The organism is Isoptericola sp. NPDC056573, from assembly GCF_042793335.1.
In the GTDB taxonomy this organism is placed as follows: Bacteria; Actinomycetota; Actinomycetes; order Actinomycetales; family Cellulomonadaceae; genus Isoptericola.
Genome location: NZ_JBHTUY010000002.1, coordinates 471604 through 498142, shown reverse-complemented (window position 1 = coordinate 498142; position 26539 = coordinate 471604). Strand labels below are relative to the sequence as shown.

The window sequence follows — 26539 nt, the reverse complement described above, 5'->3', positions numbered from 1 at the left end:
CCACGGAAAGTATGATGGTTTCCATGGAAACTTCTTCGCCGGCGCGCCGGGCGCTGGCCCGCGTCCGCTGGCCCCTCGTCGCCGCCGTCGGGCCGGTCGCGTTCGGGTCCACGTACTTCGTGACCCATCACTTCCTCCCCGGGGACGCCCCGCTGTGGGGGTCGGCCCTCCGCGCGCTGCCGGCGGGCGTCGTCCTCCTGCTGGTCGCGCGCCGGCTGCCTCGCGGCTCCTGGTGGTGGCGGTCTGTCGTGCTCGGCACCCTCAACATGGGGATCTTCTTCTGCCTCGTGTACGTCGCGGCCCAGCTGCTCCCGTCGAGCGTCGCCGCCTCGCTGATGTCGCTCAGCCCGCTCGCGATCGCGGGCGCGGCCTGGCTCCTGCTCCGCGAACGGCCCACCCCGCGCGTGGTCGTCGGGGCCGCCGTCGGCGGGGCGGGCGTCCTGCTGATCGTCGGCACCGCGACCGGCGCGCTCGACGGCTGGGGCATCGCGGCGTCCGTCGCCTCGATGGCCCTCTCGTCCGTCGGGGCGGTCCTCACCAAGCGGTGGCAGGACGGGACGCCCGTGCTCACGGTCACCGCGTGGCAGCTCGTCGTCGGCGGGGTCGAGCTGCTCGTCGCCGCGGCGCTCGTCGAGGGCGCGCCCCCCGCGCTGTCGGGCACCGAGGTCCTCGCGTTCGCGTACGTGAGCCTCGTCGCGACGGCGCTCGGGTTCGTCTGCTGGTTCAGCGGGTTCCGCCACCTCCCGGCCGGGGCCGTGGGCGTGATCGGCCTGCTGAACCCCGTCACCGGAGTCACCCTCGGCGTCGCGGCCGGGGGCGAGGTGCTCACCGGGTCCCAGGCGCTCGGGATCGCCCTGGTGCTCGCGAGCATCGTGCTCGTCAACCTGCCGCGCGGGACGCGTCGTCGCAGGGAGCAGCCGGACCTGGAGGTCGAGCCCGCTCAGCGCGTCGCCGCCTCCAGCAGCTCGAGCACGTGCACGTAGTCGCGCCCGGTGGCACGCGCCATGCCCATCTCGCAGGTGCGGTTGTTCGAGACGTACGCGTCGTAGCGGCCCCCGGGCAGCTCCCGCTCCCCCGCCGCGACGTCGGCCGCCTCGGCGTGCGTGGCGGCGGCGGTGAGCTCGGGGTGCAGCATGCCGCGGTCGCCGGCGAAGCCGCAGCAGCCCCAGGCCGCGGGCACGACGGCGTCGTCGGCGACGGCGGCCGCGACGGCGCGCAGGTCGTCCACGGCGCCCAGGTGCACGGTCGCGCAGGTCGGGTGCACGACGACCCTCCCCTGGCGCTCGACGTCGACCCCGCGGTCCGCGAGCGCCGGCAGCACGTCGGTGCGCACGAACGTCACGGCGTCGACGATGCGCAGCCGGGCGAACCTCTCGGCGTCCTCACCGGAGAGGTGGTGCGGCGTCTCGACCAGGCCGTGCGTGCAGCTCGACGCGTCGCACACGACCGGCAGCTCTCCCCCGCGGGTCGCCGTCCACAGGGCGTCGAGCACCTGCCGCGCCATCCGCGCCGCGCCACCCGGCAGGCCCTTGCTCACCCACGGCGTGCCGCAGCACAGCCCGCCGATGCCCTCCGGTACCGCGAGCCCGATCCCGGCGCGCTCGCACAGCACGCGGAAGGCGTACTCGGCGCCCACCGCGCTCCCGTCGAAGTCCGGCAGGCCCCGGGGCGCGGGGGCGAACAGCTCGCCCATGCACGACGAGAACAGGACGGCCCGGGGCGCACCACCGTCCGCGGCCGGGAGGTCGTCGGCCTCGCGCCGGAGTCCCGGGCCGGGCAGGTCGGCGTCGGCCCGCGGCACGACGTCGGTGCCGACGACGCCGCGCGCGACCTCCGAGGCGACCCGCACCACGGGCGTCGGCACCTTCGCCGCGACGCCCAGCGCGCCGCGCAGCACGTCCACGACCGGCCCCCACGACCCGGCGAGCGCCTCCCCGCCCTTCTGCACGACGGGCGGGTTCGACCGCGCCCGGTGCCCCTTCATCACGACGCCCGTGTCGATGCCGACGGGGCACGCCTCCACGCACATGGAGTCGGCGGCGCAGGTCTGCACGCCCCAGTACCGGTACGCCTGCTGCAGCTCCTCCCGCTCGCCCTCGGGCGCGACGGCGAGCTCCTTGAGCAGCGCGATCCGCTGGCGCGGCGTCGTCGTGACGGTGCGCGACGGGCAGCCGGGCTCGCAGTAGCCGCACTCCACGCAGCGGTCGACGAGCGGCGCGTCCTCGCCGCCGGCGGACGCCTCGACTTTGAGGTCGCGCAGGTGCTCGTGCGGGTCGTCCGTGATGACGACGCCCGGGTTGAGCAGGCCCCGCGGGTCGAACAGGTCCTTGACGCGGCGCATGACGGCGTACAGGTCGTCGCCGTACTGGCGGCGCACGAACGGCGCCATGATGCGGCCCGTGCCGTGCTCCGCCTTGAGCGAGCCGCCGTGCCCCAGGACCAGGTCGACGAGGTCGTCGCTGAACGCCGCGTACCGGTCCAGCTCGGCGGCGTCGCCCAGTCGCGGCGTGATCATGAAGTGCAGGTTGCCGTCCTTCGCGTGCCCGAAGGTGACGGCGTCGTCGTAGCCGTGACGGGCGAATAGGCCGCCCAGGTCGCGCACCGTGGCGGTGAGGTCCGGCACCGGGACGACGACGTCCTCCAGCAGCGCCGTCGCACCCGCGGGGCGGGCGCCCGCGACCGCCGTGTACAGGCCCTTGCGCACGCGCCAGAGGCGCTCGCGCGTGGCGGTGTCGGTGGTCAGCGCGGCGGGCAGCTCGAGCCTGAGGCCGTCGACGACGGCGCGCGCGGCGTCCTGCAGCGGGGCGAGCGCGTCGTCCGTCCCGGCGCGGTACTCCACCAGCAACGCCGTCTGGCCGGTGATGCCGGCGCCCTCTGCGAGGGACCGCATCGACGCGTCGGCCTTCGGGTCGGCCGCCGCGACCCGCAGCGACGCGGCGTCCATGAGCTCGATCGCCTCCGGCCCGGAGGCGCCCAGCGGCACCAGCGCGTCCGTGGCGCGCTCGAGGGAGTCGAACACGAGCAGCGTCGTCGCGACCTTCGTGAGCAGCGGCACCGTGCGGAAGGTGACGTCCGCGACCCAGCCCAGCGTGCCCTCGGACCCGATCATCAGGTGCTCGAGGATCTTCACCGGGCTGTCGTGGTCGAGCAGCGCGTTCACCGAGTAGCCCATGGTGTTCTTCATCGCGAACTGCCGCTGGACCTCGGCGCACATCGTCGCGCTGCCGCGCACCCGGTCGCGGAGCTCCGCGAGGCCGCGGTGCAGGTCCGGCTCCAGGACGGCGAGGCGCGCGTCGGCGTCCGGCGCCCCCGTGTCGACGACGGTTCCGCCGGGCAGCACGACCGTCATCGCCTCGACCGTCCGGTACGCGGTACGGGTGGTGCCCGACGACATCCCGGAGGAGTTGTTGGCCACCACTCCCCCGACGGTGCAGGCGATCTCGCTCGCCGGGTCCGGACCCAGCCGCCGCCCGTGCCGCGCCAGGTGCCCGTTGACCAGGCGCAGCGTGGCGCCGGGCTGGCAGCGCACCCGGTCCCCGCCGTCGAACACCTCGACGCGCGCGAACCGCGTGCGCGTGTCGACCAGCATCCCCGCGCCCGACGCCTGCCCCGACAGGCTCGTGCCGCCGGAGCGGAACGTCACCGCCAGGCCGCGGCGGCTCGCCTCCCGCATCGCGGCGACCACGCCGTCGACGTCGTGCGCACGCACCACCACCTCCGGGCGCAGCAGGTAGTGCGACGCGTCGTGCGCGTGCGCCACCCGCGTCAGCAGGTCCGTCCGCAGCTCGTAGCCGTCCGCGCGGGCCGCCCCGCGCGACGTGTCCCGTCCCGTCATCGCCCCTCCTGCGTGCCGAGCCCTGCGGCGAGCGCCGCCAACCGTCGACGCCGCGCCACGACGCTCGACGCCCGACCACCGTGGACACGGTTCGTCAGCAGCACCGCCGTCGCTCCCGTGGCGAGGTCGACGACGAACGACGTCCCCGTGAACCCCGCGTGCCCCACCTGGTCTCCCGACACCATGAACCCGGGGTCGCCCAGCCGCAGCCCGAGCGCCTGCCCCCACGGCGCGCCGGCGCGGCGGGCGACGTCGTCCGGCTCGACCAGCGCGCGCCACGACGCCTCGCTCACGACCTGCCGGCCGCCCGCGGCCCCGCGGTCGGCGACCAGCGCCGCCAGCCGTGCGACGTCGTCGAGCGTGCCGAACAGCCCGGCGTTGCCCACCGGACGGGCGGTCGCCGCGGCCAGCTCGTCGTGCACGCGACCCGTCGGCGTGCCCGGCTCGGTCGGTGCGACGTCGGCGGCGTCGACGACGTCGACGGGCGACCACCGCAGCCCCGCCGCCCCGAGCGGCGCACCGACGCGCCGCGCGACCACGCGGTCGAGCCGCTCGCCGGCGAGCTCCTCCAGGACCCGGCCGAGCGCGATGAAGCTCAGGCAGGAGTAGGCGTGCGCCGTCCCCGGCGGCGCGACCGGCGGCCCGAGGGCGTCGGCGAGCACGGCGTCCGGGTCGGCCGTGGTGCGCCAGGCGAGGGCCGTGGGACGCAGCCCGGCGGTGTGCGTGAGCAGGTGACGCGCGGTCGCGCCGGACGACGTCGCGGGCACGTCGAGCACCTCGCGGGCCGGGGCGTCGAGGTCGAGCAGGCCGTCGTCGACCAGCGTCGCCGCGGCGAGCGCCACGAAGGCCTTGGTCACCGACGCGAGGTCGAACCGGGTCTGCCCGCCCGTCGTCGCCCCCACGTCCCCCGGCCCGTCCGCGTACGCGCTCACCGTGCCCGCCGACGACGCGACGAGGGCCGCCGCGGAGGACCAGCCCTCGTCGGCGGCGCGCCCGTCGAGGAGACCGGCGGGCTGCGCGGGGTGCGGCACGGTGCGCTCCGTCCTCCGGGGTCGGCGCCGATCCCGGTCCTGGCAGATTTCTCCCTACCGTACTAGCGGTCCGGCACATGTCTTCAGGCCGGTGGCGGTGTCCGCGCCGCGACCGCGTTCCGTACTCTCGGCGGGTGCCCCACGACGCCCCCGCTCCCCCGCCCGCCGTCACGGCCCGCCGGATCCTGGTGGCGGGCACGTCCGGCGCGGGCAAGACGACGCTCGCGGGTCGGGTGTCGACCGTCCTCGGCCTGCCGTACACGGAGCTGGACGGCCTGTACCACGGCACCGGGTGGACACCTCGCCCGGAGTTCGAGGACGACGTGCGCGCCGTCGTCGCGCAGGACGCCTGGGTGAGCGAGTGGCAGTACACGGCCGTGCGGCCCCTGCTGCTCGAGCACGCCGAGCTGCTGGTCTGGCTCGACCCGCCGGTCCCCGTCGTGCTGTGGCAGGTCGGGACCCGCACGGTCCGGCGCCGGCTGCGCAGGACGGAGCTGTGGCACGGGAACGTCGAGCCACCCCTGCGCACCGTGCTCCGGGACCGCGACCACATCCTGCGGTGGGCGTGGCGCACGCGGCACAAGCTCCGCGGCCTCGACGAGCGGCTCGCCCGCGAGGCGCCGCACGTGCGGGTCGTGCGGCTGCGCAGCCGCCGTGACGTCGAGCGCTGGGTGCGCTCCCTGGCGTGACCCCGGGCGGCGTCGTCAGGAGCCGAACGTCTCCAGCCGGGTCGCGCGCTCCGTCTCCGTGAGGTGGGTGGTACCGCGCGCCGAACCGGAGGGCCGCGGCTACGTTCGCCCCTGTGACGACCGACCAGTCCGCCGCGACCGCGCCGCTGACCACCGCCCGCCTCGCGGCGCTCGCTGTCCCCGCCGCCGTGGTCGGCGTCCTGTCCGCCCTCGGCCTGGTGCTGGTGTCGTGGCTCGCGGGCCGGCTGCAGGGCTGGCTGTGGGGCGCCCTGCCCGAGGCGCTCGGGGCACGCGCCGACTCCCCCTGGTGGATCGTCACGGTGCTCACCGCGACCGGCCTCGCCGTGGGCGCCGTCGTGCGCTGGGCGCCGGGGCACGCCGGCGACGACCCCGCGACCACCGGGCTGGTCGCCGCCCCGCTCCCGGTCGGCACGGTCCCCGGCCTGGCGGCCGCCCTGGTCCTCGGTCTCGCGGGCGGGGTGAGCCTGGGCCCGGAGAACCCGATCATCGCCGTGAACGTCGCGCTCGCCGTCTGGCTCGTGACGCGGTCGCGCGTCGGCGTTCCCGTGCCCGCGGTGACGCTCATGGCGTCGGCCGGCACCATCGGCGCGATGTTCGGCACCCCCGTCGGCGCGGCGCTCGTCATGACCGAGTCGCTCGGCGGGCAGGGCCGCGGGCCGCTGTTCGACCGCCTGTTCGGCCCCCTCGTCGCCGCCGGCACCGGGTCGCTGACGATGTCGCTGATCGGGTCGCCCCAGCTGTCGGTGGACGTGCCCGGCTACACCGACCCCGCGTGGGGCGACCTCGTCGCCGCGCCCGCCGTCGCCGCCGCCGCTGCCCTGGTCTGCCTCCTCGGGGTGTGGGCGTTCCCCCACGTGCACGCGGCTTTCCACCGGATCGGCCACCCCGTGCTCATGCTCGGCGCCGGCGGCCTCGTGCTCGGCGTCCTCGGCGCGGTCGGCGGCCCGCTCACCCTCTTCAAGGGGCTCGACGAGATGCAGGAGCTCACCGCCGACGCCGCCGGCTACGGCGCCTGGGCGCTGCTCGGCCTCGCCGTCGTGAAGATGGTGGCGCTCGTCGTCGCGTCGAGCGCCGGCTTCCGCGGCGGCCGGATCTTCCCCGCCGTGTTCGTCGGGGTGGCCGTGGCGCTGTCCGCGCACGCCGTGGTGCCCGACGTGCACGTCGGGCTCGCCGTCGCCGCCGGGGTGATGGGCGCGACGCTCGTCGTCGCCCGCGACGGCTGGCTCGCCCTGTTCATGGGCGTCGCCATGGTGGCCGACGTCGCCGTCCTGCCCGTCCTGTGCCTCGCCGTCCTGCCGCTGTGGCTCCTGGTGCGCGGCCGGCCGCCGATGCTCGTCACAGCGCCGTGATGCCGTCGCCGATCATCTTGGCGCCGATGACGAGCAGCAGGACCGCCATGATCACGGCGTTGTTCTGGACCATCCAGGTCTTCAGGCCGTCGAGGACGGCGGCGGCGCGGTCCCCCGTCGCCAGGTAGATCACCAGCGGGGTCACGACGCCGACGCTGGCGACGAGGGCGAAGACGACGGCGGCCACGACCTGGGCGTTCGTGTCGCCCGGCGCGGCCGCGGCGATCGCGGCGCCGCCCGAGACGACCAGCAGCAGGTTCTTCGGGTTGACCGCGGACAGCAGGACGGCGAGCCCGAGGGCCTTGCCCGGCGTGAACTGGTCGATGGCCGCCATCCACTTCGGCGTCTCGGGCTCGACGCCCTCGCGCGGCCGCCCGCGCCACTGCCGCACCGCGAGCAGCAGGAGCAGGACGCCGAGCACGATCTTGACGACGCCCGCCCAGGCGGGCGGGCCGTCGTCGTCCGGCGCGGACGACCCGGCCAGCACGGCGACCAGCGCGACGACGACCAGGACGGCGACGAACCAGCCGATCAGGAAGGCGGCGGCGTTGGCCTTCGCCCGCCGGCTGACGAGCATGAGCACCACCGCCACGATCGGCAGCGGGCTGATGAGCACGCCCACCGCGACGGGAAGTGACTGGCCGATCGCTGCGCCCACCTGTGCTCCTCCGTCCGGTGACGGTCCGACCGTAGGCGGGGCGCGACGATGTCGCGCGCCCAGGCGTCAGCGCGAGGTGTCGACGCGGTCGTGCAGGACGGCGTCGAGCTGCTCGACGATCCGGACGTCGCCGTCCAGCCAGTCGACGTCGAGCAGCGACGTCCGGTCCAGCCAGCGCAGGTCGTCGTGCTCGACAAGAGGCCGCGGGTCGCCGTCGGTGACGGCCGCCAGCCAGAGGCGCAGCACGTGCCGGTCGGTGATGATCCAGGCGCCGTCGTCGGGGCCGGGCAGCTCGTCGCCGAGCTGGACCCGCACCCCCAGCTCCTCCATGAGCTCCCGGTGCAGCGCCTCGACCGGCGTCTCCCCCGGGTCCACCTTGCCGCCGGGGAACTCCCACCGGCCCACGAGGTGCTCGGGCCGGCTCCGCCGCGCCGCGAGCAGGCGCGCCGGGCGGTCGAGGTCGTCGACGATCGCGGCGGCGACCACGAGGCGGCGTGCTGTCATGACCGCGAGTCTGCCATCCGAGCCCCCGGCGGGCCGTGCCGTGCCCGGTGCCCGGACGTGCGAGAGCCCCGCGCCGACGACCTCCCCTGTCGTCGGGCGGGGCTCGCACCTACCCGCTGTCAGCTGACCCCCAGGCCGGCCTGTCGCGCCCATGCGACGGCCTCGGCCCGGTTGGAGACACCGATCTTGCGATACACGCTGCGCACCTGCGACTTCACCGTGTTCCGGGTGACGAACAGCTTGGTCGCGATCTGCTCGAGGGTGACGTCCTCGGACAGGTTGGACAGGACCACCCGCTCGCGCCGCGTCAGCAGACGGTTAGTCACCGGGGCCATTTCGATCGTGCTCATCGTTCTTCCTCCGTCGACGGCCGTCGACCGAAGGTCGACCAGGGGAAGCCGTCATGGATGAAGATGGGAAGGGGCCCCTGTCATGACGCGGAATGTCGCGGGTTGTTGCCGCGCCGGGACGACGACGGCCGGTCGCTCCCCGTCGGAGGGTGCGGCCGGCCGTGTCGTCGCAGGTCAGCGCGGTTATCCCAGGCAATCAACGCAATTCGGGCCCGATGGTCACGATTCGGTCACGGGTTTCGGGAAAGCGTCAGCCCGCCTGGGCGGCGTACTCCTCGGCCGTCAGCAGCGCCCCGCGGGAGGTCACGTCGACCTTGAAGAGCCAGCCCGCGCCGAAGGGGTCGGAGTTCACGACGGCCGGGTCGTCCACGGCCGACTGGTTGACCTCCACCACGGTGCCGCTCACCGGCGAGTACAGCTCCGAGACGGACTTGGTGGACTCGATCTCGCCGACGACGGCGCCGGCCTCGATCGTCGCGCCCGCCTCGGGCAGCTCGAGGTAGACGACGTCGCCCAGCGCGTCGGCGGCGACGGACGTGACGCCGATCGTGGCGGGCGACGCGTCGTCCACCCACTCGTGCTCGGCGGAGTAGCGGAGGTTCTCGGGGAAGTCGGCCATGGGGTCAGCTCCTTCGGGGTTCACGGCAGAGGGGTGGGGACCGGGTGGTTCAGGACGATCGTCCTACGCCCGCTGGTAGAAGGGCAGCGGGACGACGACGAACGGCTCGGCGCGGCCACGCACGTCGACGGCGAGGGCGGTGCCCTCGGCGGACACCTCGGGCGTCACGTACGCCATCGCCACCGGGTAGCCGAGCGTCGGCGACGGCGCGCCGGACGTCACGTGACCGACGACGGCGCCCACGGCGCCGTCGAGACCGCGCTGCACGACGTCGTACCCCGCACGGGCAGGACGGCGCCCCTCGCCCCGCAGGCCGACGAGGACGCGTGCCGGTGCGCTCTGGGCGCGCGCCGCGAGGGCGTCGCGGCCCACGAACGGCAGCGGCTCACCGTCGGCGCCGGTCTTGTCGAGCTTCACGACCCGGCCGAGGCCCGCCTCGTACGGGGTGGTCGTCTCGTCGAGCTCGTGCCCGTACAGCGGCATGCCCGCCTCGAGCCGCAGCGAGTCGCGGGCCGACAGCCCGGCCGGGACGAGGCCGCGCCCCTCCCCCGCCGCGAGCAGCGCACGCCAGAGCTCCACCGCCCGGTCCGAGGGCACGAACAGCTCGAAGCCGTCCTCCCCCGTGTACCCGGTGCGCGCCACGAGCACCCCGATCCCGGCGACGGTGGCCTCGGCCGACGCGTAGTACCTCATGCCACGGACCGTGTCGACGTCGCCGTCCGCCGTGAGCGACGCGACGATCTCCTCCGCCTGCGGGCCCTGGACCGCGACCAGTGCCGTCTCGGTCGACCGGTCGGTGACGACCGTGTCGAACGCGGCGGCACGCGCGACCAGCTCGGCGGCGACCCGCGGCGCGTTGCCGGCGTTCGCGACGACGAGGAGGTGCTCGTCGGCCAGGCGGTAGACGATGAGGTCGTCCAGCACCGAGCCGTCGTCCGCGCAGATCATCGAGTACCGCGCCCGGCCGACGCCGATCGCGCTCGCGTTGCCCACGAGCGCCTGGTCCAGCGCGGCGCCGGACTGCGCGCCCTCGAGGTGGATCTCCCCCATGTGCGACAGGTCGAACAGCCCCGCGGCCTCACGCACCGCGCGGTGCTCCGCGAGGTCGGAGGTGTACCGCAGCGGCATCAGCCAGCCGCCGAAGCCGGTGAGGCTGGCGCCCAGCGCGACGTGCTCGTCGTGCAGCGGCGTGGTCTTGTCCTGCTGGTCCTCGGCCATCGAGGCTCCCTTCGGTGTGGTGGGCGCTCGGGCTCAGTGAGCGGCCGGCTCGGCGTAGGACTCGAGCGGCGGGCAGGCGCAGACGAGGTTGCGGTCGCCCTTGGCCCCGTCGATCCGGCGCACGGGCGACCAGTACTTCGCCCCCCGCAGGCTGGCCAGCGGGAAGGCGGCGAGCTCGCGGGAGTACGGGTGCGTCCACTCGTCGGCGACGACGCTCGCCGCCGTGTGCGGCGCGTGCCGCAGCGGCGAGTCCTCGGCGCTCCACTCCCCCGCCCCGACACGGTCGATCTCGCCGCGGATGGCGATCATCGCGTCGACGAAGCGGTCCAGCTCGGCCAGGTCCTCGCTCTCGGTGGGCTCCACCATGAGCGTGCCTGCCACCGGGAACGACATCGTCGGCGCGTGGAAGCCGTAGTCGATGAGGCGCTTCGCCACGTCCTCGGCCGTCACGCCGGTCTCGGCGGTCATCGGCCGCAGGTCGAGGATGCACTCGTGCGCCACCAGGCCGTTCTCGCCCGTGTAGAGCACCGGGAAGTACGGGTCCAGGCGCTTGGCCACGTAGTTGGCGGTCAGGACGGCGGCCTTCGACGCCTCCGTCAGCCCGTCCGGGCCCATCAGGGCGAGGTACGCGTACGAGATCGGCAGGATGCCCGCCGACCCGTGCGGCGCCGCGCTCACCGGCGCGATGCCGTCCTGCGCGTCGATCCCCGGCGTCGGGTCCGCCGGGAGGAACGGCACCAGGTGCGCGGCCACCGCGACCGGGCCCACGCCCGGGCCGCCGCCGCCGTGCGGGATGCAGAACGTCTTGTGCAGGTTGAGGTGCGAGACGTCGCCGCCGAACTCGCCCGGCCGGGCCAGCCCGACCAGCGCGTTGAGGTTGGCGCCGTCGATGTACACCTGTCCACCAGCATTGTGTACAAGGTCGCAGACCTCGCGGACGTGCTCCTCGTAGACGCCGTGCGTCGACGGGTACGTGATCATGATCCCGGCCACCTGCGGACCGTGCTGCTCCAGCTTCGCCCGCAGGTCGTCGAGCTGGATCTCGCCGTCGTCCGCCGTGGCCACGACCACCACGCGCAGGCCCGCCAGCGCCGCCGACGCCGCGTTCGTGCCGTGCGCCGACGCCGGGATCAGCACGATGTCGCGGTGCTCCTCGCCCCGCGACCGGTGGTAGCCCTTGATCGCCAGCAGCCCCGCGAACTCGCCCTGCGAGCCCGCGTTCGGCTGCACCGACACGCCCGCGTACCCCGTGATCTCCGCGAGCTGCGCCTCCAGCGTCGACACCAGCTCCGCGTAGCCCAGCGCCTGGTCAGCCGGCACGTACGGGTGGATGTCCGCGAAGCCCGGCCAGCTGATGGCCTCCATCTCCGCCGTCGCGTTGAGCTTCATCGTGCACGAGCCCAGCGGGATCATCGTGCGGTCCAGCGCCAGGTCCTTGTCGCTGAGCGCACGCAGGTACCGGAGCATCGAGGTCTCGGAGCGGTGCACGTGGAAGATGGGGTGCTGGAGGTAGGCGGTGGTCCGGGTCACCTCGGTGGGTAGCGCCGCGGGGAGGTCGGAGGTCCTTCGCGCGGACGCGTTCACGGGCGCCTGGGCGCCCTCCACTTCGGGAGTTCTTACGTCCGCGCGAAGGCCCTCCGACCTCCCCGCTCCCTGCACCGTGTCGGCGTCACCTCCGCCCAGCACGGCGACGAAAGCGGCGACGACCGCCGCGACGTCGTCGGGGGTGGTGGTCTCGTCGCAGGCGATCTGTACGTGGTCGGCGTCCGCCTTGTACAGGTTGTAGCCGGCGTCCGCTGCGGCGGTCACGACCTGCTGGGCCTGGCCGGGGACGACGGCGCGGACGGTGTCGAAGAAGACGTCGTGCTCGACGGTGACGCCCGCCGCGCGGAGGCCCGCCGCGACGGCGGCGGCGCGGGCGTGGGTGCGCTCGGCGATCGCGCGCAGGCCGTCGGGGCCGTGGTACACGGCGTACATCGAGGCCACGATGGCGAGCAGCGCCTGGGCGGTGCAGATGTTGCTCGTCGCCTTCTCGCGGCGGATGTGCTGCTCGCGGGTGGCGAGGGCCAGGCGCAGGCCCGTGGCGCCGTCGGCGTCGGTCGAGACGCCGACCAGGCGGCCGGGGAGCTGGCGCTCCAGGCCCCTGCGGACCGCCATGAAGGCGGCGTGCGGGCCGCCGTAGAACAGCGGGACACCGAAGCGCTGCGCCGAACCGACCGAGACGTCCGCGCCGAGCTCGCCGGGGGAGGTCAGCAGCGTGAGGGCCAGCAGGTCGGCGGCCACGGTCACCAGTGCGCCGCGCTCCTTGGCCTCCGCGACGACGCCGCGCGCGTCCAGCACCCTGCCCGAGGCGCCCGCCTGCTGCACGACGACGCCCACCAGGTCGCCGTCGGGCAGCGCGCCGCCCGCCGCGACGAACGCGTCGAGGCCTGCCGCCAGGCCGCCGTCGAGCCCCACCACGACCACCGGCAGCCCGATGGCCTCCGCACGACCGCGCGTGACCGACAGGCTCTGCGGGAACAGGTCCGCGTCGAGGACGACGTACCCGCTCTTCGCGCGCGAGGCGCGCCACATCAGCGCGACGGCCTCGGCGACGGCGGTGGCCTCGTCGAGGAGGGACGCGCCCGCGATCCCCAGGCCGGTGAGGTCCTCCACGGCCTGCTGGAAGTTGAGCAGCGCCTCGAGGCGGCCCTGCGAGATCTCCGGCTGGTACGGCGTGTACGCCGTGTACCAGGCGGGGGACTCGAGCACGTTGCGGCGGATCACCGGGGGAGTGGTGGTGCCGTAGTAGCCCAGCCCGATCATCTGGCGCTTGACCTGGTTCTTCCCCGCGAGGTCCCGCAGGTGCGCGAGCACCTCGGCCTCCGAGCGGGCGGCCGGCAGGTCCAGCGGGCGGTCGGTGCGGATCGACGCGGGGACGGCGGCGTCCACCAGCGCGTCGAGGCTCGCGTGGCCGAGGGTGTCGAGCATCGCGGCGACCTCGCGGCCGCGGGGGCCCACGTGCCGGTCGGCGAAGACGTCGGGGTCGGCGCCGGTGAGGACGTCGTCCGGGATGGTGGTCACGTCGGAGCTCCGTAGGTCGGGCCGGGCAGGCGGGGACTGGCGGGTCCTCCCCGCTCTGTCATCGGACGCGCACGCGTCGACCTGAGAGTTTTGCCGGTCCGCCATCGCGTCGTCGCAGACGTGACCTACGACGTCGACGGGGCGCGCCGACTTGCACCGTCGGTGGGCCCGCACCGTCGCGAGGACGGGCAGGGCCGCTTTCCAGAGTTGCCTCGCCGTGACGGTACGGATGCCTGAGAGATTCCCGGGGAGGGTTGCTCCTTCGGCGCCGGCCGGCCACCTTGCGGGGCACGGCGCGAGCTCTCCCGTCGCGGTTCGAGCGGCTATGTGGCAACCGCACCTGAGGTACGGCCGCGTTGTGGGGGCAGCCGGGGCTGCGGTGTGACGCTGCCGATCCTACCCGGCCGCGGCGCCGTCCCGGGCCTTGCGGGCGTCGCGGGCCCGGGTGCCGGTGGCGAACGCGCCCACGACCAGCACGGCGCCGGCGAGCACCAGGTAGAGCGCCAGGAGCTGCGCCGACGTGGCGACGTCCGCGCCGGGCCGCAGCAGCATGACGAGGCCGAGCACGATCCACAGCACCGCGTTGACGAGCTGCCAGTCCCACGACGTCGTGCGCAGCGCGCGCCCGCGCAGCGCGCCGATGACGCCGACCACGCCGGCCGCGCACGCCCACACCGCCACGACCAGGTACATCACCGGGCCGGTCATCGACGGCCACACGATGATGAGGACCCCCGCGAGCAGGCTGACCACGCCCGCGATGAGGCGCCAGCTGATCTCGTCGCCGGCGCCCTGCGGACGGCCCGACCGCTTGGTCGGGGCGCCCTCGACGGTGAGCAGCACGCCCTGCACGACGATCAGCGCCCCGACGAGCCATCGCACCCACACGAGGCCGCGGTCGGGGTTCGCGAACAGGACGATCCCCGCCGCCAGGTACAGCAGGGCGCGCAGGTAGACCAGTCCCCAGAGGCGGCGCGCGACGCCGAAGGTCCGGTCGGACAGGGGAGCGGCCCCCGCGTCCGACGACCCGGCCGGCCCCGACGTCGTTCCGCTCATGCTGGTGATGCTAGGAGCGGTCCCGCCAGGTCGCGCGCCGGGGACCTGCGACGTCGCGGGCAGGACGAGCGTCAGCCGAGCTCGAGGTCGCGCGTCACCTCAACCATGGCGTCGACGACGGCGCGCACGGCGGGGCCGGGCTCGTGCCGCGTGGCGCGGTGCCGCGCCACGATGCGGCGGGTGCCGAGGCCGGCGAGGCGCGCGACCTCGACGCCCTCCGGCACGTCCCCGCCCTGGAGCGCGAGCGCCGGCAGCATGGCCACGCCCTGGTTCGCCGCGACGAGCGAGAGCGCGGTGTCGAAGTCGAAGAAGGCGTGCCGCTGGCTGACCGTCGTCCCCAGGGTGCGGGCCAGGCGGCGCAGGGCGCGGTCGGAGGCGGTGTCCGCCTCCGCGCCGACCCACTGCAGGTTCGCCAGGTCGTCGAGGCGCTCGGGCATGGGCAGGCCGGCGGGCACGACGACGCACCAGGGCTCGTCGAGCAGCGGGACGTCGTGCACGCCGCGGGGTGCGGGGGAGTCCATGTCGGCGTCGCGCTCGAGCAGGATGACGTCGAGGTCGCCGGCGCGCAGCATGCGGATCGCCTCGGCCGGCTCGTGCTCGCGCACGTCCACCTCGACGGCGGGGTACTGCTCGGCCAGGTCGAGCAGCATGGGCGCCACGACGGCGCGGATCCCCGTCTGGAAGGCGCCCAGCACGACCTTGCCGCTCACCCCCTCGCCGAGCCCGGCGATCGCCTGCCGGGCCTCGAGCAGCTCGGCCTCGATCCGCTCGCCCGCCTCGGCCAGCACCCGGCCCGCCGGGGTGAGGGTGACGCCGCGCGGCCCGCGGTCGAGGACGGCGATGCCCTCCTCGGCCTCGAGACGGGCGATCTGCTGGGACACCGCGGACGGGGTGACATGCAGAAGATCTGCTGCCGCGAGCACGCCCCCGGCGCGGTGCACGGCAAGGAGGAAGGCAAGTCTCCGTGGGTCTGTGGCCATGTAGGGATACTAACTGCCGGTCGGAGAAGGATTTGATTGTGCTGAACGCAGATCGTGTTGCAGAATCGTTTCGACGCCAGCCGGACCACTCCGGTTCCCGGTTCTCGGGGCGGCGTCCCACATCCCTCAGATCTTCCTTCCCGTGGCACACCTGTGCCACGCCGACCCCCCGGAGGTGCCCGTCATGACGATCTCCCTGCTGACCGTGATTACTGCCCTCGGGTGGGTCGGCGCCGTCGCCGTCGTCCTCGCCTACGGCATGGTGAGCAAGGGCCGCTGGACCGCCGACTCGCTCCCGTTCCAGCTGTCCAACTTCGCCGGCGCGGCCGTGATGCTCGTCATCGCGATCACGAACGGCATCTGGCCGTCCGCCCTGTCCAACGTCGCCGCGGTCATCATCGGCGCCGCCGCGATGCGCACGATGGCCCGCGCCCGCCGCGCGGAGCGCGCCGCCGCCGCGCAGCTCGCCGCCGTCCAGGCGACCGGCGAGCCGCACGCCGTCGCCGTCGTCGACGGGTCCGCCGACCCGACCGCCGGCGCCCTCGTCGCCGAGACCTCGGCCGACGCCGCGTCCGTGTCCGACGTCGCGGAGCTGCCGCGCCAGGAGCGCGTCGACCTCGCCGCCTGACGGCGACGACCGGGACGGTCCGGCGGTGGTGACGCCGTCGCGTCACTCCCGTCGGTGCCGCACGAACGCGGGCACCACCGCCCACAGGCCGAGCAGCACGACGGCCGACCCGGCGCCCACGACGATCCCCGCCGTGCGGCCCAGGACGACGTCGAACACGAGCTCCGCCGTGCCCGCCAGCGCGACGGCGAGGAGCACGAGCCCGGCGCGCGCCATCAGGTCGCCCCCGGTCACCACCGAGCGCTTGAGGTGCTTGCGGAACAGCGCCCGGTGCAGCGCGACCGGGGCCACCAGGAGCCCCGTCGTCGCCACGCACACGAGCACGAGGGTGAGGTACACCGCGCGCTGGAAGTCGTCCAGGTCCGCGAAGCGGCTCTGGAACGGCAGGATCAGCAGGAAGCCGGTGAGGATCTGCACGCCCGTCTGCATGACGCGCAGCTCCTGCAGCAGCTCGTTCCAGTTGCGGTCCGAGCGCTGCTCCGGCGTCTCCGGGCGGCCGTGGGCGCGGTCGGGCACGCCGCCCGTGGGCTCGTCCGTCATCCCGCGTCCTCACCGAGCGCGACGTCGACCACGACGGCGCGGTGGTCGCTGACGCCGAGGTCCACGGCCCGCGCGGCGGCGGCCGCGGTGACCGGACCGTCGGCGAGCGCGTGGTCGATCCTGAGCCAGGGCCTCGTGCGCGGATAGGTCGGCACGTGCACGAGCTCGCGCCAGCCCGTGCGCCGGGCGGGCAGGTCACCCCGGGTGTTGAGATCGCCCAGCAGCACCAGCGGGCGCGGCGCGTGCCGCAGCCGGCGCCGCAGCCGCCGCAGCTGCGCGCCCTTCCACGGCTCGCTCTTCGACAGGTGCGTGGCGACGACGGTCAGCGGGCCGTCGGGGGTCGCCACCGCGGCCGCGACGGCGACGCGCGGCTCGTCCACGCCGAGCGGCGGCACCCCCGGCAGGTTCAGGCCGGGCAGCCGCATGGCGTGCCAGGCACGCACCGGGTGCCGGCTGAGCAGCGCGATGCCGTAGCCGGCCGGGGCGGGCAGGCGGCCGTCGTCGCCCTCGGCCGTCCGCGGCGCCCGTCGTCGGCGCCACGCCGGGTCGAGCGACCCGCGGACCGCGGGGACGAAGCGGTGCTCCGGCATCCCGAGCCCCGCGGCGAGGCGGTACGCCTGCGCCTCGCCGTCGGACCGCGCCTGGCCGTGGTCCACCTCCTGCAGTGCGACGACGTCGGCGTCCAGCGCCTCCAGCGCCGCGGCGAGCCGGTCGAGGTCCACCTGCCGTCCGTCCACCAGCGCGTGCTGGACGTTCGCCGTCACCAGCCGGATCATCCGCCCTCCGTCCGCGAGGTAGTCCGGGGCCTGCCGAGGTAGTTCAGTGCTCGTCGAGGTAGTTCGAGGCATCGCGAGGTAGTGAGAGCCTCCCGCACGACGCCGCGTCTCGCACCCACGGCCGGTCCGAACTACCTCGCGGAGATTCCGACTACCTCGGCGAGGGTCGAACTACCTCGGCATCAGAGGGTGCGGTGCCAGGCGACGATGCGGTCGACGGCCCGGGAGACGACGTCGGGCGCGGCGGCGAAGGAGAGGCGTACCCAGTCGCCCCCGCCCACGACGTCGAAGTCCGCGCCCGGGGTGATCGCGACGTCGGCCTCGGCGAGCAGCCGGCGGCAGTACGTCACGGAGTCGCCGCCGACGGCGTCGCGGAAGCCGGCGACGTTCCCGTACAGGTAGAACGCGCCGTCGGCGGGGGCGACGGGGCGCCACCCGAGCTCGTCCACCCGATCGAGCAGGGCCTCGCGCGAGGCCGCGTACCGGGCCACGTTCTCGGCCGCGGCGGCGTACCCGGCGGGGGAGAACGCCGCGACGCCCGCGTGCTGCGCCAGCGCCGGGGGCGACAGGGCCACGTTGCCCGCGAGCGCGTCGACGGGACCGACCAGCTCGTCGGGCAGCACGAGCCAGCCCAGCCGCCAGCCGGTCATGGCCCAGTACTTGGAGAACGAGTTCACGACGACCGCGCCGGAGCCCGTGTACATCGCCGCGGTGGCCTGCTGTACATCGCTGGAGTACGCGATGCCGTGGTAGATCTCGTCGCTGATCAGGCGTACGTCGTGCTCGTCGCACCAGCGGGCGAGGGCGGCCAGCTCGGCGGGCGGCAGCATCGTGCCGGTCGGGTTCGCGGGGGAGGCCACGACCAGGCCGTCCAGGCCGCCCTCGTAGTACGCCTCCATGAGCTGGGACACCGTGGGCTGGTACCGGGTGTCGGGGCCGCAGTCGAGCTCCACCACCTCGCAGCCCAGCGCGGCGAGGATGTTCTTGTACGCCGGGTAGCCCGGGCGGGCCAGCGCGACCCGGTCACCGACGTCGAACGCCGCGAGGAACGCGAGCAGGAACCCGCCGCTCGACCCGGTCGTCACGGCGATGCGCGCCGGGTCGACGTCGACGTCGTACCAGCGGCGGTAGTGCCCGGCGATCTCGCGCCGCAGCGCGGGCACGCCCATCGACTCCGTGTAGCCCAGGTCGGCGGTGCGCAGCAGCTCCGCCGCCTTCTCCCGGACGACGTCCGACGCGCCCGTGGACGGCTCGCCCGCGCACAGGTTGAGCACGTCGTGGCCGGCGGCGCGGCGCTCGTTGGCCGTGGCCAGCACCTGCATCACGGCGAACGGCGGCACGTGGCTACGACGCGAGACCTTCATACGGCCATCATGCCGGGTCGCCCGCGACCGCCGCCGCCGGGTCCGCACCTAGTCTGGGAGCAGACGAACCGGAGGGATGCCGATGTTCCGACGCCGCCGTGCCGACCAGGGCGACCCTGCGCGCCGGGCCGCGCAGTACCAGGTGGACCGCGAGGTCGCCGCGGAGGCCGCGGACCCGGACGCCGAGGCCGGCGACACGGACCGCGTCGCCGCGCAGCCCCGCCGCCGCATGGACGACCGCGCCCTGTGGGTGGACACCGTCGTCGACCAGGCGATCCGGCGCGGCGAGTTCGACGACCTGCCGCTGGCCGGCAAGCCCATCCCCGGGCTGCGCGGCACCCACGACCCCGACTGGTGGCTCAAGAACCTCGTCGAGCGGGAGCAGATCACCGGTGTCCTGCCCGCCGCGCAGCTGCGGCGCGACGACGCCGAGCTGGACGAGACGCTCGACCGGGAGCCCGAGGAGAAGCGGGTCCGCGAGGTCGTCGAGGACTTCAACGCGCGGGTGGTCGACGCCCGCCGGCAGCTGCTCGGCGGCCCGCCGGTCGTGACGCCGACGCGCGACGTCGAGCGCGAGGTGCAGCGGTGGCGCGAGCGCCGTCGCGCCCGCGGGATCTTCTGAGGCCGCCGTGGGCGACGTCGTCGTGGTGACGGGACCGCCGGGATCGGGGAAGTCCGCCGTCGGGTCGGCCCTGGCCGACCTGCTCGACCCCTCCGTGCTCGTCGAGGCGGACTGGTTCTTCGGCCGGTGGCGGCGCGGCGCCGTCGACCCCTGGCTCCCGGAGGCGGCGGCCCAGACCGCGCCCGCCGGCCGGGCCGCGCTCGCCGCGACCGTGGAGTTCGCCCGCTCCGACGCCTGGGTGGTCTACGACGGCGTGCTGCAACAGGAGGCCACCCGGGACCTCGCGGTCCGCGCCGCGGACGCGGGCGCCACCGTACACCGCGCCGTCCTGCTGCCGCCGGTCGACGTGTGCCTCGCCCGCGTGGCCGCGCGCACGGGTCACGGTTTCGACGACCCCGCCGCCACCCGGGCCATGCACGCGGCGTTCGCGGCGGAGGTCGACGGCGCGGAGGCCGACCCGGCGGCGGAGCACGCCGTCCTGCGCGACGACGCCGCGTCGCCGGCCGGCCTCGCGACGCGGGTCCGCGACCTGCTGCTCGCGGGGGCGCTGCGGGCACCCGGGCCGGTCGCGACCGGGGGAGCGCGGCCGTGACCCGGCACGCCGTCCTGCTCGACCTCCAGGGCACGGTCCACGAGGGCGACGGCCTGGTCCCCGGCGCCGACGCCGCGGTCGCCGCGCTGCGCGACGCCGGCCACGCCGTCCGCTTCGTCACCAACACGGACTCGCAGGACTCGGCGTCGATCGTCGCGCGGCTGCGGGGGATGGGGCTCGGCCTGGACGCGGACGAGCTGTTCACCCCGGTGGACGCCGCGGTCGCGGACCTCGAGGGGACCGGCGCTCGGGTGCACGTCCTCGCCACCGCCGCCGTCCACGACCAGCTCGCCGCGCGCCTCGACGTCGTCGGGCCGGAGGACGACCCCACGCACGTGCTCGTGGGCGACGTGCACGACGTGCTCGACTACCCCGCCCTCGACGCGGCGTTCCGCGGCGTGCTCGGCGGGGCGGAGCTGCTGGCGCTGCAGCACGGCCGCTGGTTCCTGCGCGACGGCCGGCCGGCGCTCGACACGGGGTCCGTGGTCGCCGCGATCGAGCACGGCGCCGAGGTGACGGCCCGCACGCTGGGCAAGCCGAGCACGGAGTTCCTGCGGCTCGCGCTGAGCACCGTCAGCCCGGCGCCGGAGCCCGGCCGCACGTGGGTGGTGGGCGACGACCGCACGTCGGACGTCGCGATGGGCCGCGCCGCCCGCGTCCGCACGGTGCTGGTGCGCACGGGCAAGTTCGCCCGTCAGGCCGCCGACGACTCCCTGCCCCGCCCCGAGCACGTGCTGGACGACGTCACCGCGCTGCCGGAGCTGCTCCGCCGGGGGTGAGGGCGTCGGGGACTGCGGTTACCGTGACGCCGTGACGACGCGCCCGCACGACCCCACCCTCACCGCCGCGTGCCTGGTGTCCCGCGCCGCGGCGGCGCTGGCGGTGACACCGCGGCCCACGACGGTCGACGGCCTCGTGGCCGGCGACCCCGGCGCGGTGGTGCGCGGCGTCGCGGTGACCACGCTGGCCACGCTCGAGGTGCTGGAGCGCGCGGTCGCGGCCGGGGCGAACGTCGTCGTCACGCACGAGCCGCCCGACTACGACCACACGGGCGCCGCGGTGCCCGACCTGGAGGCGGAGGGCGACCCCGTGCTCGCCGCCAAGCGCGCGTTCGTCGCCGACCACGGCCTCGTCGTGTGGCGCGCGCACGACGCCTGGCACGACCGCCGGCCGGACGGCGTCGACGAGGGCGCGGCCCGGGCGCTGGGCTGGACGCTCGACCCCGCCGCGGACGGCGCGTCGGTGTGCGACGTCGGCCCGACGACGCTGGGCGCGCTGGCCGCGCACGTCGCGACGGCGCTCGGGTCCCGCACGGCCCGCTTCGTGGGCGACCCCGCCCAGCCGGTGCGCCGCGTCGGCCTGGACCTCGGGTTCCGCGGCTTCGCGCGCAACCGCGCGCTGCTGCGCCGCGCCGACGTGGACGCCGTCGTCGTGGGGGAGGCGCACGAGTGGGAGACCCAGTCCTACGCCCTGGACGCCGCGCACCTCGGCACGACCGGCCGGGGCGCGCCGAAGGGGCTGGTCGTGGCCGGGCACGTGCCGGCCGAGCAGGCGGGCATGAGGCACTTCGCCGACTGGCTGCGCGACGTCGTGCCCGAGGTGCCGGTGACCTTCCTGCCCACGCCGGACCTCGCCCGCCCGGCGACGGCTCACTCCACGTAGGCGAGCGCGTCGATCTCGACGAGCATCTCCTCGCGCGGCAGCCCGACCATGACGGTGGTGCGCGACGGCAGCACGGCGTCCGGGCCGAGCCGCTCGGTGAGGAACGCGCCGTACGCGTCGTTCATGGCGGCGAAGTCGTCGCGCGTCGTGAGGTAGACGCGCAGCATGACGACGTCCGCCATCGTGCCGCCGCCGGCCTGGACGATCGCCTCGACGTTCTGGAGCGTGCGCGTGGTCTGCGCGGCGACGTCGCCGGGGTAGAGGTACTCGTTGGTCGCCGGGTCCACGGGGCCCTGACCGGAGACCTGCAGCAGGTTGCCGACGCGTACGCCCTGGTGGAACGTGTGCGCCGGGGCGGGGGCCCGGTCGGTGGAGATCGCGGTCTTCGAGGTCTGCTCAGCCATGTGCTGGTCCTTTCGGGGGGTGGTGCGGCCGCTCTGGACCCGGCGTGCATTTCGGCGGCCGGTGCGGCATCGTCGCACCGTCGACGGGGAACGAGGAGGGCCTGACGATGGACGGTACCGGAGCCGAGGACACCTGTCGGATCGACCGCGAGAAGGTCGCCGCCCGGGAGGGCGAGCGCGTCGGCTGGCGGCACAAGGCGATCCCGCCCGAGCTGTGGGGGCTGACCGTCGCGGAGGTCCGCGAGCGCCGCCCCCGCCTGTCGCAGCTCCCCACCCCGCTGCTCACGCTGTCCCGCTCGGCGCTCGACACCAACCTGCGCGTGATGGCCGACTGGTGCGCCGAGCGCGGCCTCGACCTCGCCCCGCACGGCAAGACGACGATGGCGCCGCAGCTGTGGGCCGAGCAGGTCGACGCCGGGGCGTGGGCGATCACGGTCGCGAACCCGTTCCAGCTGGGCGTGGCCCTCGAGTTCGGCGTGAGCCGCGTGATGGTCGCGAACAGCGTGGTCTCGCCGCTCGCGCTGCGCTGGATCGCCGACGAGCTGGCCGCCGACCGGGACCTCCGGGTGCTGGTCTGGGCGGACTCGCCGGTCACGGTCGACCTCATGCACGACGCCCTGGCCGCGCACGTCGCCGCGTCCGGCTCGCGCCCGCCGATCGACGTGCTCGTCGAGCGCGGCGGCGCCGGGGGCCGCACGGGTGCCCGCGACCTGGGCACGGCGCTGGCGGCGGCGGAGCGGGTCGTCGCGTCGCCGCACCTGCGCCTGGCGGGCGTCGGCGGGTACGAGGGCGCGCTGGCGCACGACTCGGACGCCCGCAGCCGGGACGTGGTGCGCGGCTACCTGCGCGACATGGTCGAGGTGCACGAGCGCCTCGCGGCCGACGGGCGCTACGAGGTGGACGTCCCGGTCGTGACGGCGGGCGGCAGCGCCTACTTCGACGTCGTCGACGAGGTCATGTCGCCGCTGGTCGCGACGGGGGCGCGCGTGGTGCTCCGCAGCGGCGCGTACGTGGTGCACGACGACGGCTTCTACCGGCACATCTCCCCGCTGGGCGAGGAGCCGCGCAGCGGCGGCCCCGGGTTCCGCAGCGCGATGCACGGATGGGTGCGGGTGAGCTCGCAGCCCGAGCCGGGGCTCGCGCTGTTCGACGCAGGCAAGCGCGACCTGCCGTTCGACGAGGGCCTGCCCGAGGTGCAGCTCCGGCGCCCGCGCGCGGCGGGCGAGGAGCCCGCCGCCGTCCCCGGCGTCCAGGTCACCGCCCTCAACGACCAGCACGGCTTCCTGCGCTGGGACGCCGCGGACGCACAGGTCGACCTGCGCATCGGCGACGAGCTGCGGCTGGGCCTGTCGCACCCGTGCACGGCGATGGACAAGTGGTCGCTCGTGCCGGTGGTCGACGACGCCGACGCGGCCGACCCGGTCGTCGTCGACCTCGTGCGGACCTGGTTCTGAGGGGGCGGGCATGACCGCCGACCTGCTGGTCCGCGACGCGTTGGTGCTCGACGGGACCGGCGCGCCGGGCGTCGTCGCCGACGTCGCCGTCACCGACGGGCGCATCACCGCCGTCGACGAGGGCCGCTCCGGCGCGCGCGCCGCCGGCGCCCGGCGGACCGTGGACGCCGAGGGCCGCGCGCTGACCCCCGGGTTCATCGACATGCACGCGCACTCCGACGTGCAGATCCTCGCGAACCCGGACCACACGGCGAAGGTGAGCCAGGGCGTCACGCTGGAGGTGCTGGGCCAGGACGGCCTGTCGTTCGCCCCGGTCGACGAGCGCACCCGCACGGCGATCCGCGCGCAGATCGCCGGTTGGAACGACGACCCGCCCGGCTTCGCCTGGGACTGGGAGTCCGTGGCGGGCTACCTGGACCGCCTGGACCGCGGGATCGCGTGCCACGCCGCCTACCTCGTGCCGCAGGGCACGCTGCGCCACCTCGTCGTCGGGCCGGACGAGCGCCCAGCCACGCCCGCGGAGGTCGCCCGGATGGGCGAGCTGCTCGCCCAGGGGATGCGGGAGGGCGCGCTCGGCATGAGCAGCGGGCTCACCTACACGCCCGGCATGTACGCCGACGACGACGAGCTCGCCGCGCTGCTGCGCGTCGTCGCGGCCCACGACGGCTACTACAGCCCGCACCACCGGTCGTACGGCAAGGGCGCGCTCGAGGCGTACGCCGAGATGATCGACCTCGCCCGCGCCACGGGCTGCGCGCTGCACCTCACGCACGCGACGATGAACTTCAAGCCCAACAAGGGCCGCGCGGGCGAGCTCCTCGCCCTGATCGACACCGCGCTGGACGACGGCGTCGACATCACGCTCGACACCTACCCGTACCTGCCCGGCTCGACGACGCTCAGCGCGATCCTGCCGAGCTGGTCGTTCTCGGGCGGCACGGACGCGCTGCTCGCACGGCTGGCCGACCCCGCCGACCGCGAGCGCATCGTCGACGAGCTGGAGCACGTCGGCACCGACGGCTGCCACGGCTGCGTGGCCGAGTGGGACACGATCGAGATCAGCGGCGTGCAGAACCCGGCGCTGGCCGGTCGCGTGGGCCGCACGGTCGAGGCGATCGCCCGCGACGAGGGCCGCGCGCCCGGCGACGTGTTCGTGGAGCAGCTCGTGGCCGACCGGCTCGGCACGACGATCCTGCAGCACGTGGGGCACGAGGAGAACGTGCGCGCGATCATGCAGCACCGCACGCACTGCGGCGGCTCGGACGCGATCCTCGTGGGCGGACGCCCGCACCCGCGCGCCTGGGGCACGTTCCCGCGCTACCTCGCGCGGTACGTGCGCGAGCTCGGCGTCCTCACCCTCGAGGACTGCGTGCACCACCTCACCGGGCGGCCCGCCGCCCGCCTGAAGCTCGTCGACCGCGGCCTGGTCCGCCCCGGCTACGCCGCGGACCTCGTGCTGCTCGACCCCGACACCGTCCAGGACACCGCCACGTTCGAGGACCCGCGCCAGCAGGCGGCGGGCATCGACCTGGTCCTGGTCGACGGCGTCGCCGTCATCGACGACGGCGCACGGACCGACGCCCTCCCCGGGCACGCGCTGCGACGCACGGGGAGCGGCACCCGCTGAGACAGGAGGAACCCGGGATGCGCATGCTGCTGCACGCCGCGGGGGACGACGACAACACCCTCGAGCTGATCAACCAGCCGTGGTCGGAGCACGACACGCAGGTGCTGGTGGTCACCGCCATCGGCATCGCCGTCGTGGTGCTGCTCATCACGATGCTCAAGATGCACGGCTTCCTCGCCCTGACCATCGGGTCGTTGTTCGTGGCGATCGGGTCCGGCATCCCGCTCGGCGACGTCGCCGGGGTGTTCGAGACCGGCGTCGGGGACGTGCTGGGCACCGTCGGCGTGCTGGTGGTGCTGGGCGCCATGCTCGGCAAGCTGCTCGCGGACTCCGGGGGAGCCGACGAGATCGTCGACAAGATCTTCCGCGGCAGCACGGGGAGCCTGCCCTGGCGGATGGCGCTCATCGCGTTCCTCATCGGCATCCCGATGTTCTTCGAGGTCGGGCTGGTGCTGCTGATCCCGGTGATCATGCTGGCCGTGCGCCGCTCCGGCCTGCCCGCGATGCTGCTGGCCATGCCGGCGCTGGCCGGCCTGTCGGTGCTGCACGGCTTCGTCCCCCCGCACCCCGGGCCGCTGGCGGCCATCGGCAACCTGGGCGCGGACGTCGGCATCACCATGGCGCTCGGCCTGGTCATCGCGGTGCCCACCGTGATCATCGCCGGCCCGGTGTGGGGCCGGTTCGCCGCGAAGCTGGTCCCGATCGGCGCGCAGGGCGGCGGCGGGGGCATCGTCGCCGGCGACACGGACGGGGGCTCGGGCGGCTCCGGCGAGCCGGGCACGGTGAAGACCCGGAACCCCACGTTCGTGCTCACGCTGGTGACCATCCTCAGCCCGGTGATCCTCATGCTGGTGCGCGCCGGCGTCGAGGTGTGGGCCAGCCCCGACTCATGGTTCTTCCCGTTCGTGTCGTTCATCGGCGAGCCGCTGGTGGCGCTGCTCATCGCGGTCCTGCTCGCGATGATCACGTTCGGCACCAGCGTCGGGTTCTCGCTCGGCACCCTCGGCTCGAAGATGACGGAGAGCCTCAAGCCCATCGCGAGCGCCACGATGATCGTCGGCGCCGGCGGCGGATTCAAGGCCGTGCTGGTCGAGGGCGGCACGGGCATCGCGATCGGCAAGGCGGCCGTCGCGATGAGCCTGTCGATCCTGCTGCTCGGCTGGCTCATCGCCGTTCTGGTGCGCATCGCCACCGGGTCCGCCACGGTCGCCATCGTCACGGCGTCGGGCATCGTCGCGCCGCTCGCCACCGGCCTGACGCCGACGCACCTCGCGCTCCTCGTGCTCGCCATCGGCGCCGGGTCGCTCATCCTGTCGCACGTCAACGACGCCGGGTTCTGGCTGGTCAAGGAGTACTTCGGCATGACCGTCGGGCAGACGTTGAAGACCTGGACGGTGATGGAGACGATCATCGCCGTGCTCGGGCTGCTGTTCACCTGGCTGCTCTGGCTCGTCGTGTAGCCGGTCGTCCGGCACGGCCGGGTCGCGCGTCCTCGCC

25 protein-coding genes and 1 riboswitch are annotated in these 26539 nt (G+C 75.0%); of the genes, 11 read left to right on the top strand and 14 right to left on the bottom strand.

The window, feature by feature from the left end:
• The first annotated feature begins 23 nt into the window (after nt 1–23).
• Nucleotides 24–983: a DMT family transporter gene (locus tag ACFQ8E_RS05055; protein ID WP_430549480.1), complete on the top strand. Its 960-nt coding sequence runs from the start codon at nt 24–26 to the stop codon at nt 981–983.
• Here ACFQ8E_RS05055 and ACFQ8E_RS05050 read toward each other — a convergent pair.
• On the bottom strand, nt 941–3835 hold the full coding sequence (locus ACFQ8E_RS05050; RefSeq protein ID WP_430549479.1) for an FAD-binding and (Fe-S)-binding domain-containing protein: 2895 nt from the start codon (nt 3833–3835) through the stop codon (nt 941–943). The genes ACFQ8E_RS05055 and ACFQ8E_RS05050 overlap by 43 nt on opposite strands.
• The gene (locus ACFQ8E_RS05045) at nt 3832–4866 is read right to left on the bottom strand and encodes a serine hydrolase domain-containing protein (protein WP_430549478.1); all 1035 of its coding nucleotides are present in this window, start codon (nt 4864–4866) and stop codon (nt 3832–3834) included. Before ACFQ8E_RS05045 ends, ACFQ8E_RS05050 begins: the two co-directional genes overlap by 4 nt.
• A gap of 134 nt (nt 4867–5000) precedes the next feature.
• Between ACFQ8E_RS05045 and ACFQ8E_RS05040 the strand changes: the two genes are divergently transcribed.
• Together ACFQ8E_RS05040 and ACFQ8E_RS05035 are read left to right on the top strand one after the other, a co-directional pair.
• Nucleotides 5001–5555: an AAA family ATPase gene (locus ACFQ8E_RS05040; protein WP_430549477.1), complete on the top strand. Its 555-nt coding sequence runs from the start codon at nt 5001–5003 to the stop codon at nt 5553–5555.
• A 113-nt stretch (nt 5556–5668) separates the two neighbouring features.
• A complete protein-coding gene (locus ACFQ8E_RS05035; protein ID WP_430549476.1) occupies nt 5669–6925 on the top strand; it encodes an ion channel protein in 1257 nt (418 codons plus the stop codon).
• Here ACFQ8E_RS05035 and ACFQ8E_RS05030 read toward each other — a convergent pair.
• From ACFQ8E_RS05030 to ACFQ8E_RS04995, 8 genes are all read right to left on the bottom strand, one after another.
• On the bottom strand, nt 6912–7583 hold the full coding sequence (locus ACFQ8E_RS05030; protein ID WP_430549475.1) for a GAP family protein: 672 nt from the start codon (nt 7581–7583) through the stop codon (nt 6912–6914). The genes ACFQ8E_RS05035 and ACFQ8E_RS05030 overlap by 14 nt on opposite strands.
• Before the next feature lie 66 nt (nt 7584–7649).
• Nucleotides 7650–8087: a (deoxy)nucleoside triphosphate pyrophosphohydrolase gene (locus ACFQ8E_RS05025; protein ID WP_430549474.1), complete on the bottom strand. Its 438-nt coding sequence runs from the start codon at nt 8085–8087 to the stop codon at nt 7650–7652.
• A 119-nt stretch (nt 8088–8206) separates the two neighbouring features.
• Nucleotides 8207–8437: a LuxR C-terminal-related transcriptional regulator gene (locus ACFQ8E_RS05020; protein ID WP_430549473.1), complete on the bottom strand. Its 231-nt coding sequence runs from the start codon at nt 8435–8437 to the stop codon at nt 8207–8209.
• A 250-nt stretch (nt 8438–8687) separates the two neighbouring features.
• Nucleotides 8688–9056 (bottom strand): glycine cleavage system protein GcvH, encoded by a 369-nt coding sequence (gcvH, locus tag ACFQ8E_RS05015; RefSeq protein WP_430549472.1) that lies wholly within the window; start codon nt 9054–9056, stop codon nt 8688–8690.
• Nucleotides 9057–9119: 63 nt separating this feature from the next.
• A complete protein-coding gene (gcvT, locus tag ACFQ8E_RS05010; RefSeq protein ID WP_430549471.1) occupies nt 9120–10274 on the bottom strand; it encodes a glycine cleavage system aminomethyltransferase GcvT in 1155 nt (384 codons plus the stop codon).
• Nucleotides 10275–10307: 33 nt separating this feature from the next.
• Nucleotides 10308–13244, bottom strand: a complete 2937-nt coding sequence (gene gcvP, locus ACFQ8E_RS05005) for an aminomethyl-transferring glycine dehydrogenase (protein WP_430549502.1) — start codon at nt 13242–13244, stop codon at nt 10308–10310.
• A 304-nt stretch (nt 13245–13548) separates the two neighbouring features.
• Nucleotides 13549–13655: riboswitch (glycine riboswitch) on the bottom strand.
• 78 nt (nt 13656–13733) lie between these two features.
• On the bottom strand, nt 13734–14393 hold the full coding sequence (locus tag ACFQ8E_RS05000) for an HdeD family acid-resistance protein (protein ID WP_430549470.1): 660 nt from the start codon (nt 14391–14393) through the stop codon (nt 13734–13736).
• A 71-nt stretch (nt 14394–14464) separates the two neighbouring features.
• Nucleotides 14465–15373 (bottom strand): LysR family transcriptional regulator, encoded by a 909-nt coding sequence (locus tag ACFQ8E_RS04995; protein WP_430549469.1) that lies wholly within the window; start codon nt 15371–15373, stop codon nt 14465–14467.
• A gap of 184 nt (nt 15374–15557) precedes the next feature.
• On the opposite strand from ACFQ8E_RS04995, the gene ACFQ8E_RS04990 reads away from it, so the two are divergent.
• The gene (locus ACFQ8E_RS04990) at nt 15558–16001 is read left to right on the top strand and encodes a hypothetical protein (RefSeq protein WP_430549468.1); all 444 of its coding nucleotides are present in this window, start codon (nt 15558–15560) and stop codon (nt 15999–16001) included.
• A gap of 42 nt (nt 16002–16043) precedes the next feature.
• On the opposite strand, the gene ACFQ8E_RS04985 is transcribed toward ACFQ8E_RS04990, so the two are convergent.
• The 3 genes from ACFQ8E_RS04985 to ACFQ8E_RS04975 form a co-directional block, all read right to left on the bottom strand.
• Nucleotides 16044–16541, bottom strand: a complete 498-nt coding sequence (locus ACFQ8E_RS04985; protein ID WP_430549467.1) for a DUF6328 family protein — start codon at nt 16539–16541, stop codon at nt 16044–16046.
• Nucleotides 16538–17305 (bottom strand): endonuclease/exonuclease/phosphatase family protein, encoded by a 768-nt coding sequence (locus tag ACFQ8E_RS04980; RefSeq protein ID WP_430549466.1) that lies wholly within the window; start codon nt 17303–17305, stop codon nt 16538–16540. Before ACFQ8E_RS04980 ends, ACFQ8E_RS04985 begins: the two co-directional genes overlap by 4 nt.
• A 194-nt stretch (nt 17306–17499) precedes the next feature.
• Nucleotides 17500–18681, bottom strand: coding sequence for an aminotransferase class I/II-fold pyridoxal phosphate-dependent enzyme (locus ACFQ8E_RS04975; RefSeq protein WP_430549465.1), 1182 nt, complete (start codon nt 18679–18681; stop codon nt 17500–17502).
• A gap of 76 nt (nt 18682–18757) precedes the next feature.
• Between ACFQ8E_RS04975 and ACFQ8E_RS04970 the strand changes: the two genes are divergently transcribed.
• Genes ACFQ8E_RS04970 through ACFQ8E_RS04955 form a run of 4 tightly spaced genes read left to right on the top strand, consistent with a single transcriptional unit; the run spans nt 18758 to nt 21557 of the window.
• Nucleotides 18758–19303 (top strand): DUF1992 domain-containing protein, encoded by a 546-nt coding sequence (locus tag ACFQ8E_RS04970; RefSeq protein WP_430549464.1) that lies wholly within the window; start codon nt 18758–18760, stop codon nt 19301–19303.
• 7 nt (nt 19304–19310) lie between these two features.
• Nucleotides 19311–19895 (top strand): AAA family ATPase, encoded by a 585-nt coding sequence (locus ACFQ8E_RS04965; RefSeq protein WP_430549463.1) that lies wholly within the window; start codon nt 19311–19313, stop codon nt 19893–19895.
• Nucleotides 19892–20674 (top strand): HAD-IIA family hydrolase, encoded by a 783-nt coding sequence (locus ACFQ8E_RS04960; protein ID WP_430549462.1) that lies wholly within the window; start codon nt 19892–19894, stop codon nt 20672–20674. Before ACFQ8E_RS04965 ends, ACFQ8E_RS04960 begins: the two co-directional genes overlap by 4 nt.
• A 31-nt stretch (nt 20675–20705) precedes the next feature.
• A complete protein-coding gene (locus tag ACFQ8E_RS04955; RefSeq protein ID WP_430549461.1) occupies nt 20706–21557 on the top strand; it encodes a Nif3-like dinuclear metal center hexameric protein in 852 nt (283 codons plus the stop codon).
• Here the strand turns inward: ACFQ8E_RS04955 and ACFQ8E_RS04950 are convergent.
• The gene (locus ACFQ8E_RS04950; protein WP_430549460.1) at nt 21545–21961 is read right to left on the bottom strand and encodes a RidA family protein; all 417 of its coding nucleotides are present in this window, start codon (nt 21959–21961) and stop codon (nt 21545–21547) included. The genes ACFQ8E_RS04955 and ACFQ8E_RS04950 overlap by 13 nt on opposite strands.
• A gap of 107 nt (nt 21962–22068) precedes the next feature.
• Here ACFQ8E_RS04950 and ACFQ8E_RS04945 point away from each other — a divergent pair, with 107 nt between their 5' ends.
• The 3 genes from ACFQ8E_RS04945 to ACFQ8E_RS04935 are packed head-to-tail and all read left to right on the top strand — an operon-like array spanning nt 22069 to nt 26502.
• On the top strand, nt 22069–23415 hold the full coding sequence (locus ACFQ8E_RS04945) for an amino acid deaminase (protein WP_430549459.1): 1347 nt from the start codon (nt 22069–22071) through the stop codon (nt 23413–23415).
• 10 nt (nt 23416–23425) lie between these two features.
• Nucleotides 23426–25042: an amidohydrolase family protein gene (locus ACFQ8E_RS04940; protein WP_430549458.1), complete on the top strand. Its 1617-nt coding sequence runs from the start codon at nt 23426–23428 to the stop codon at nt 25040–25042.
• Between the two features lie 17 nt (nt 25043–25059).
• A complete protein-coding gene (locus ACFQ8E_RS04935) occupies nt 25060–26502 on the top strand; it encodes a gluconate:H+ symporter (RefSeq protein WP_430549457.1) in 1443 nt (480 codons plus the stop codon).
• The last annotated feature ends 37 nt before the right edge of the window (nt 26503–26539 follow it).

Coding starts and splice junctions, on each gene's coding strand:
- ACFQ8E_RS05055 (WP_430549480.1), top strand. CDS start 24: ATGGAAACTTCTTCGCCGGCGCGCCGGGCGCTGGCCCGCGTCCGCTGG.
- ACFQ8E_RS05050 (WP_430549479.1), bottom strand. CDS start 3,835: ATGACGGGACGGGACACGTCGCGCGGGGCGGCCCGCGCGGACGGCTAC.
- ACFQ8E_RS05025 (WP_430549474.1), bottom strand. CDS start 8,087: ATGACAGCACGCCGCCTCGTGGTCGCCGCCGCGATCGTCGACGACCTC.
- ACFQ8E_RS05020 (WP_430549473.1), bottom strand. CDS start 8,437: ATGAGCACGATCGAAATGGCCCCGGTGACTAACCGTCTGCTGACGCGG.
- gcvH (WP_430549472.1), bottom strand. CDS start 9,056: ATGGCCGACTTCCCCGAGAACCTCCGCTACTCCGCCGAGCACGAGTGG.
- gcvT (WP_430549471.1), bottom strand. CDS start 10,274: ATGGCCGAGGACCAGCAGGACAAGACCACGCCGCTGCACGACGAGCAC.
- gcvP (WP_430549502.1), bottom strand. CDS start 13,244: ATGCTCGACACCCTCGGCCACGCGAGCCTCGACGCGCTGGTGGACGCC.
- ACFQ8E_RS05000 (WP_430549470.1), bottom strand. CDS start 14,393: ATGAGCGGAACGACGTCGGGGCCGGCCGGGTCGTCGGACGCGGGGGCC.
- ACFQ8E_RS04995 (WP_430549469.1), bottom strand. CDS start 15,373: ATGGCCACAGACCCACGGAGACTTGCCTTCCTCCTTGCCGTGCACCGC.
- ACFQ8E_RS04990 (WP_430549468.1), top strand. CDS start 15,558: ATGACGATCTCCCTGCTGACCGTGATTACTGCCCTCGGGTGGGTCGGC.
- ACFQ8E_RS04985 (WP_430549467.1), bottom strand. CDS start 16,541: ATGACGGACGAGCCCACGGGCGGCGTGCCCGACCGCGCCCACGGCCGC.
- ACFQ8E_RS04975 (WP_430549465.1), bottom strand. CDS start 18,681: ATGAAGGTCTCGCGTCGTAGCCACGTGCCGCCGTTCGCCGTGATGCAG.
- ACFQ8E_RS04970 (WP_430549464.1), top strand. CDS start 18,758: ATGCCGATGTTCCGACGCCGCCGTGCCGACCAGGGCGACCCTGCGCGC.
- ACFQ8E_RS04950 (WP_430549460.1), bottom strand. CDS start 21,961: ATGGCTGAGCAGACCTCGAAGACCGCGATCTCCACCGACCGGGCCCCC.
- ACFQ8E_RS04945 (WP_430549459.1), top strand. CDS start 22,069: ATGGACGGTACCGGAGCCGAGGACACCTGTCGGATCGACCGCGAGAAG.
- ACFQ8E_RS04940 (WP_430549458.1), top strand. CDS start 23,426: ATGACCGCCGACCTGCTGGTCCGCGACGCGTTGGTGCTCGACGGGACC.
- ACFQ8E_RS04935 (WP_430549457.1), top strand. CDS start 25,060: ATGCGCATGCTGCTGCACGCCGCGGGGGACGACGACAACACCCTCGAG.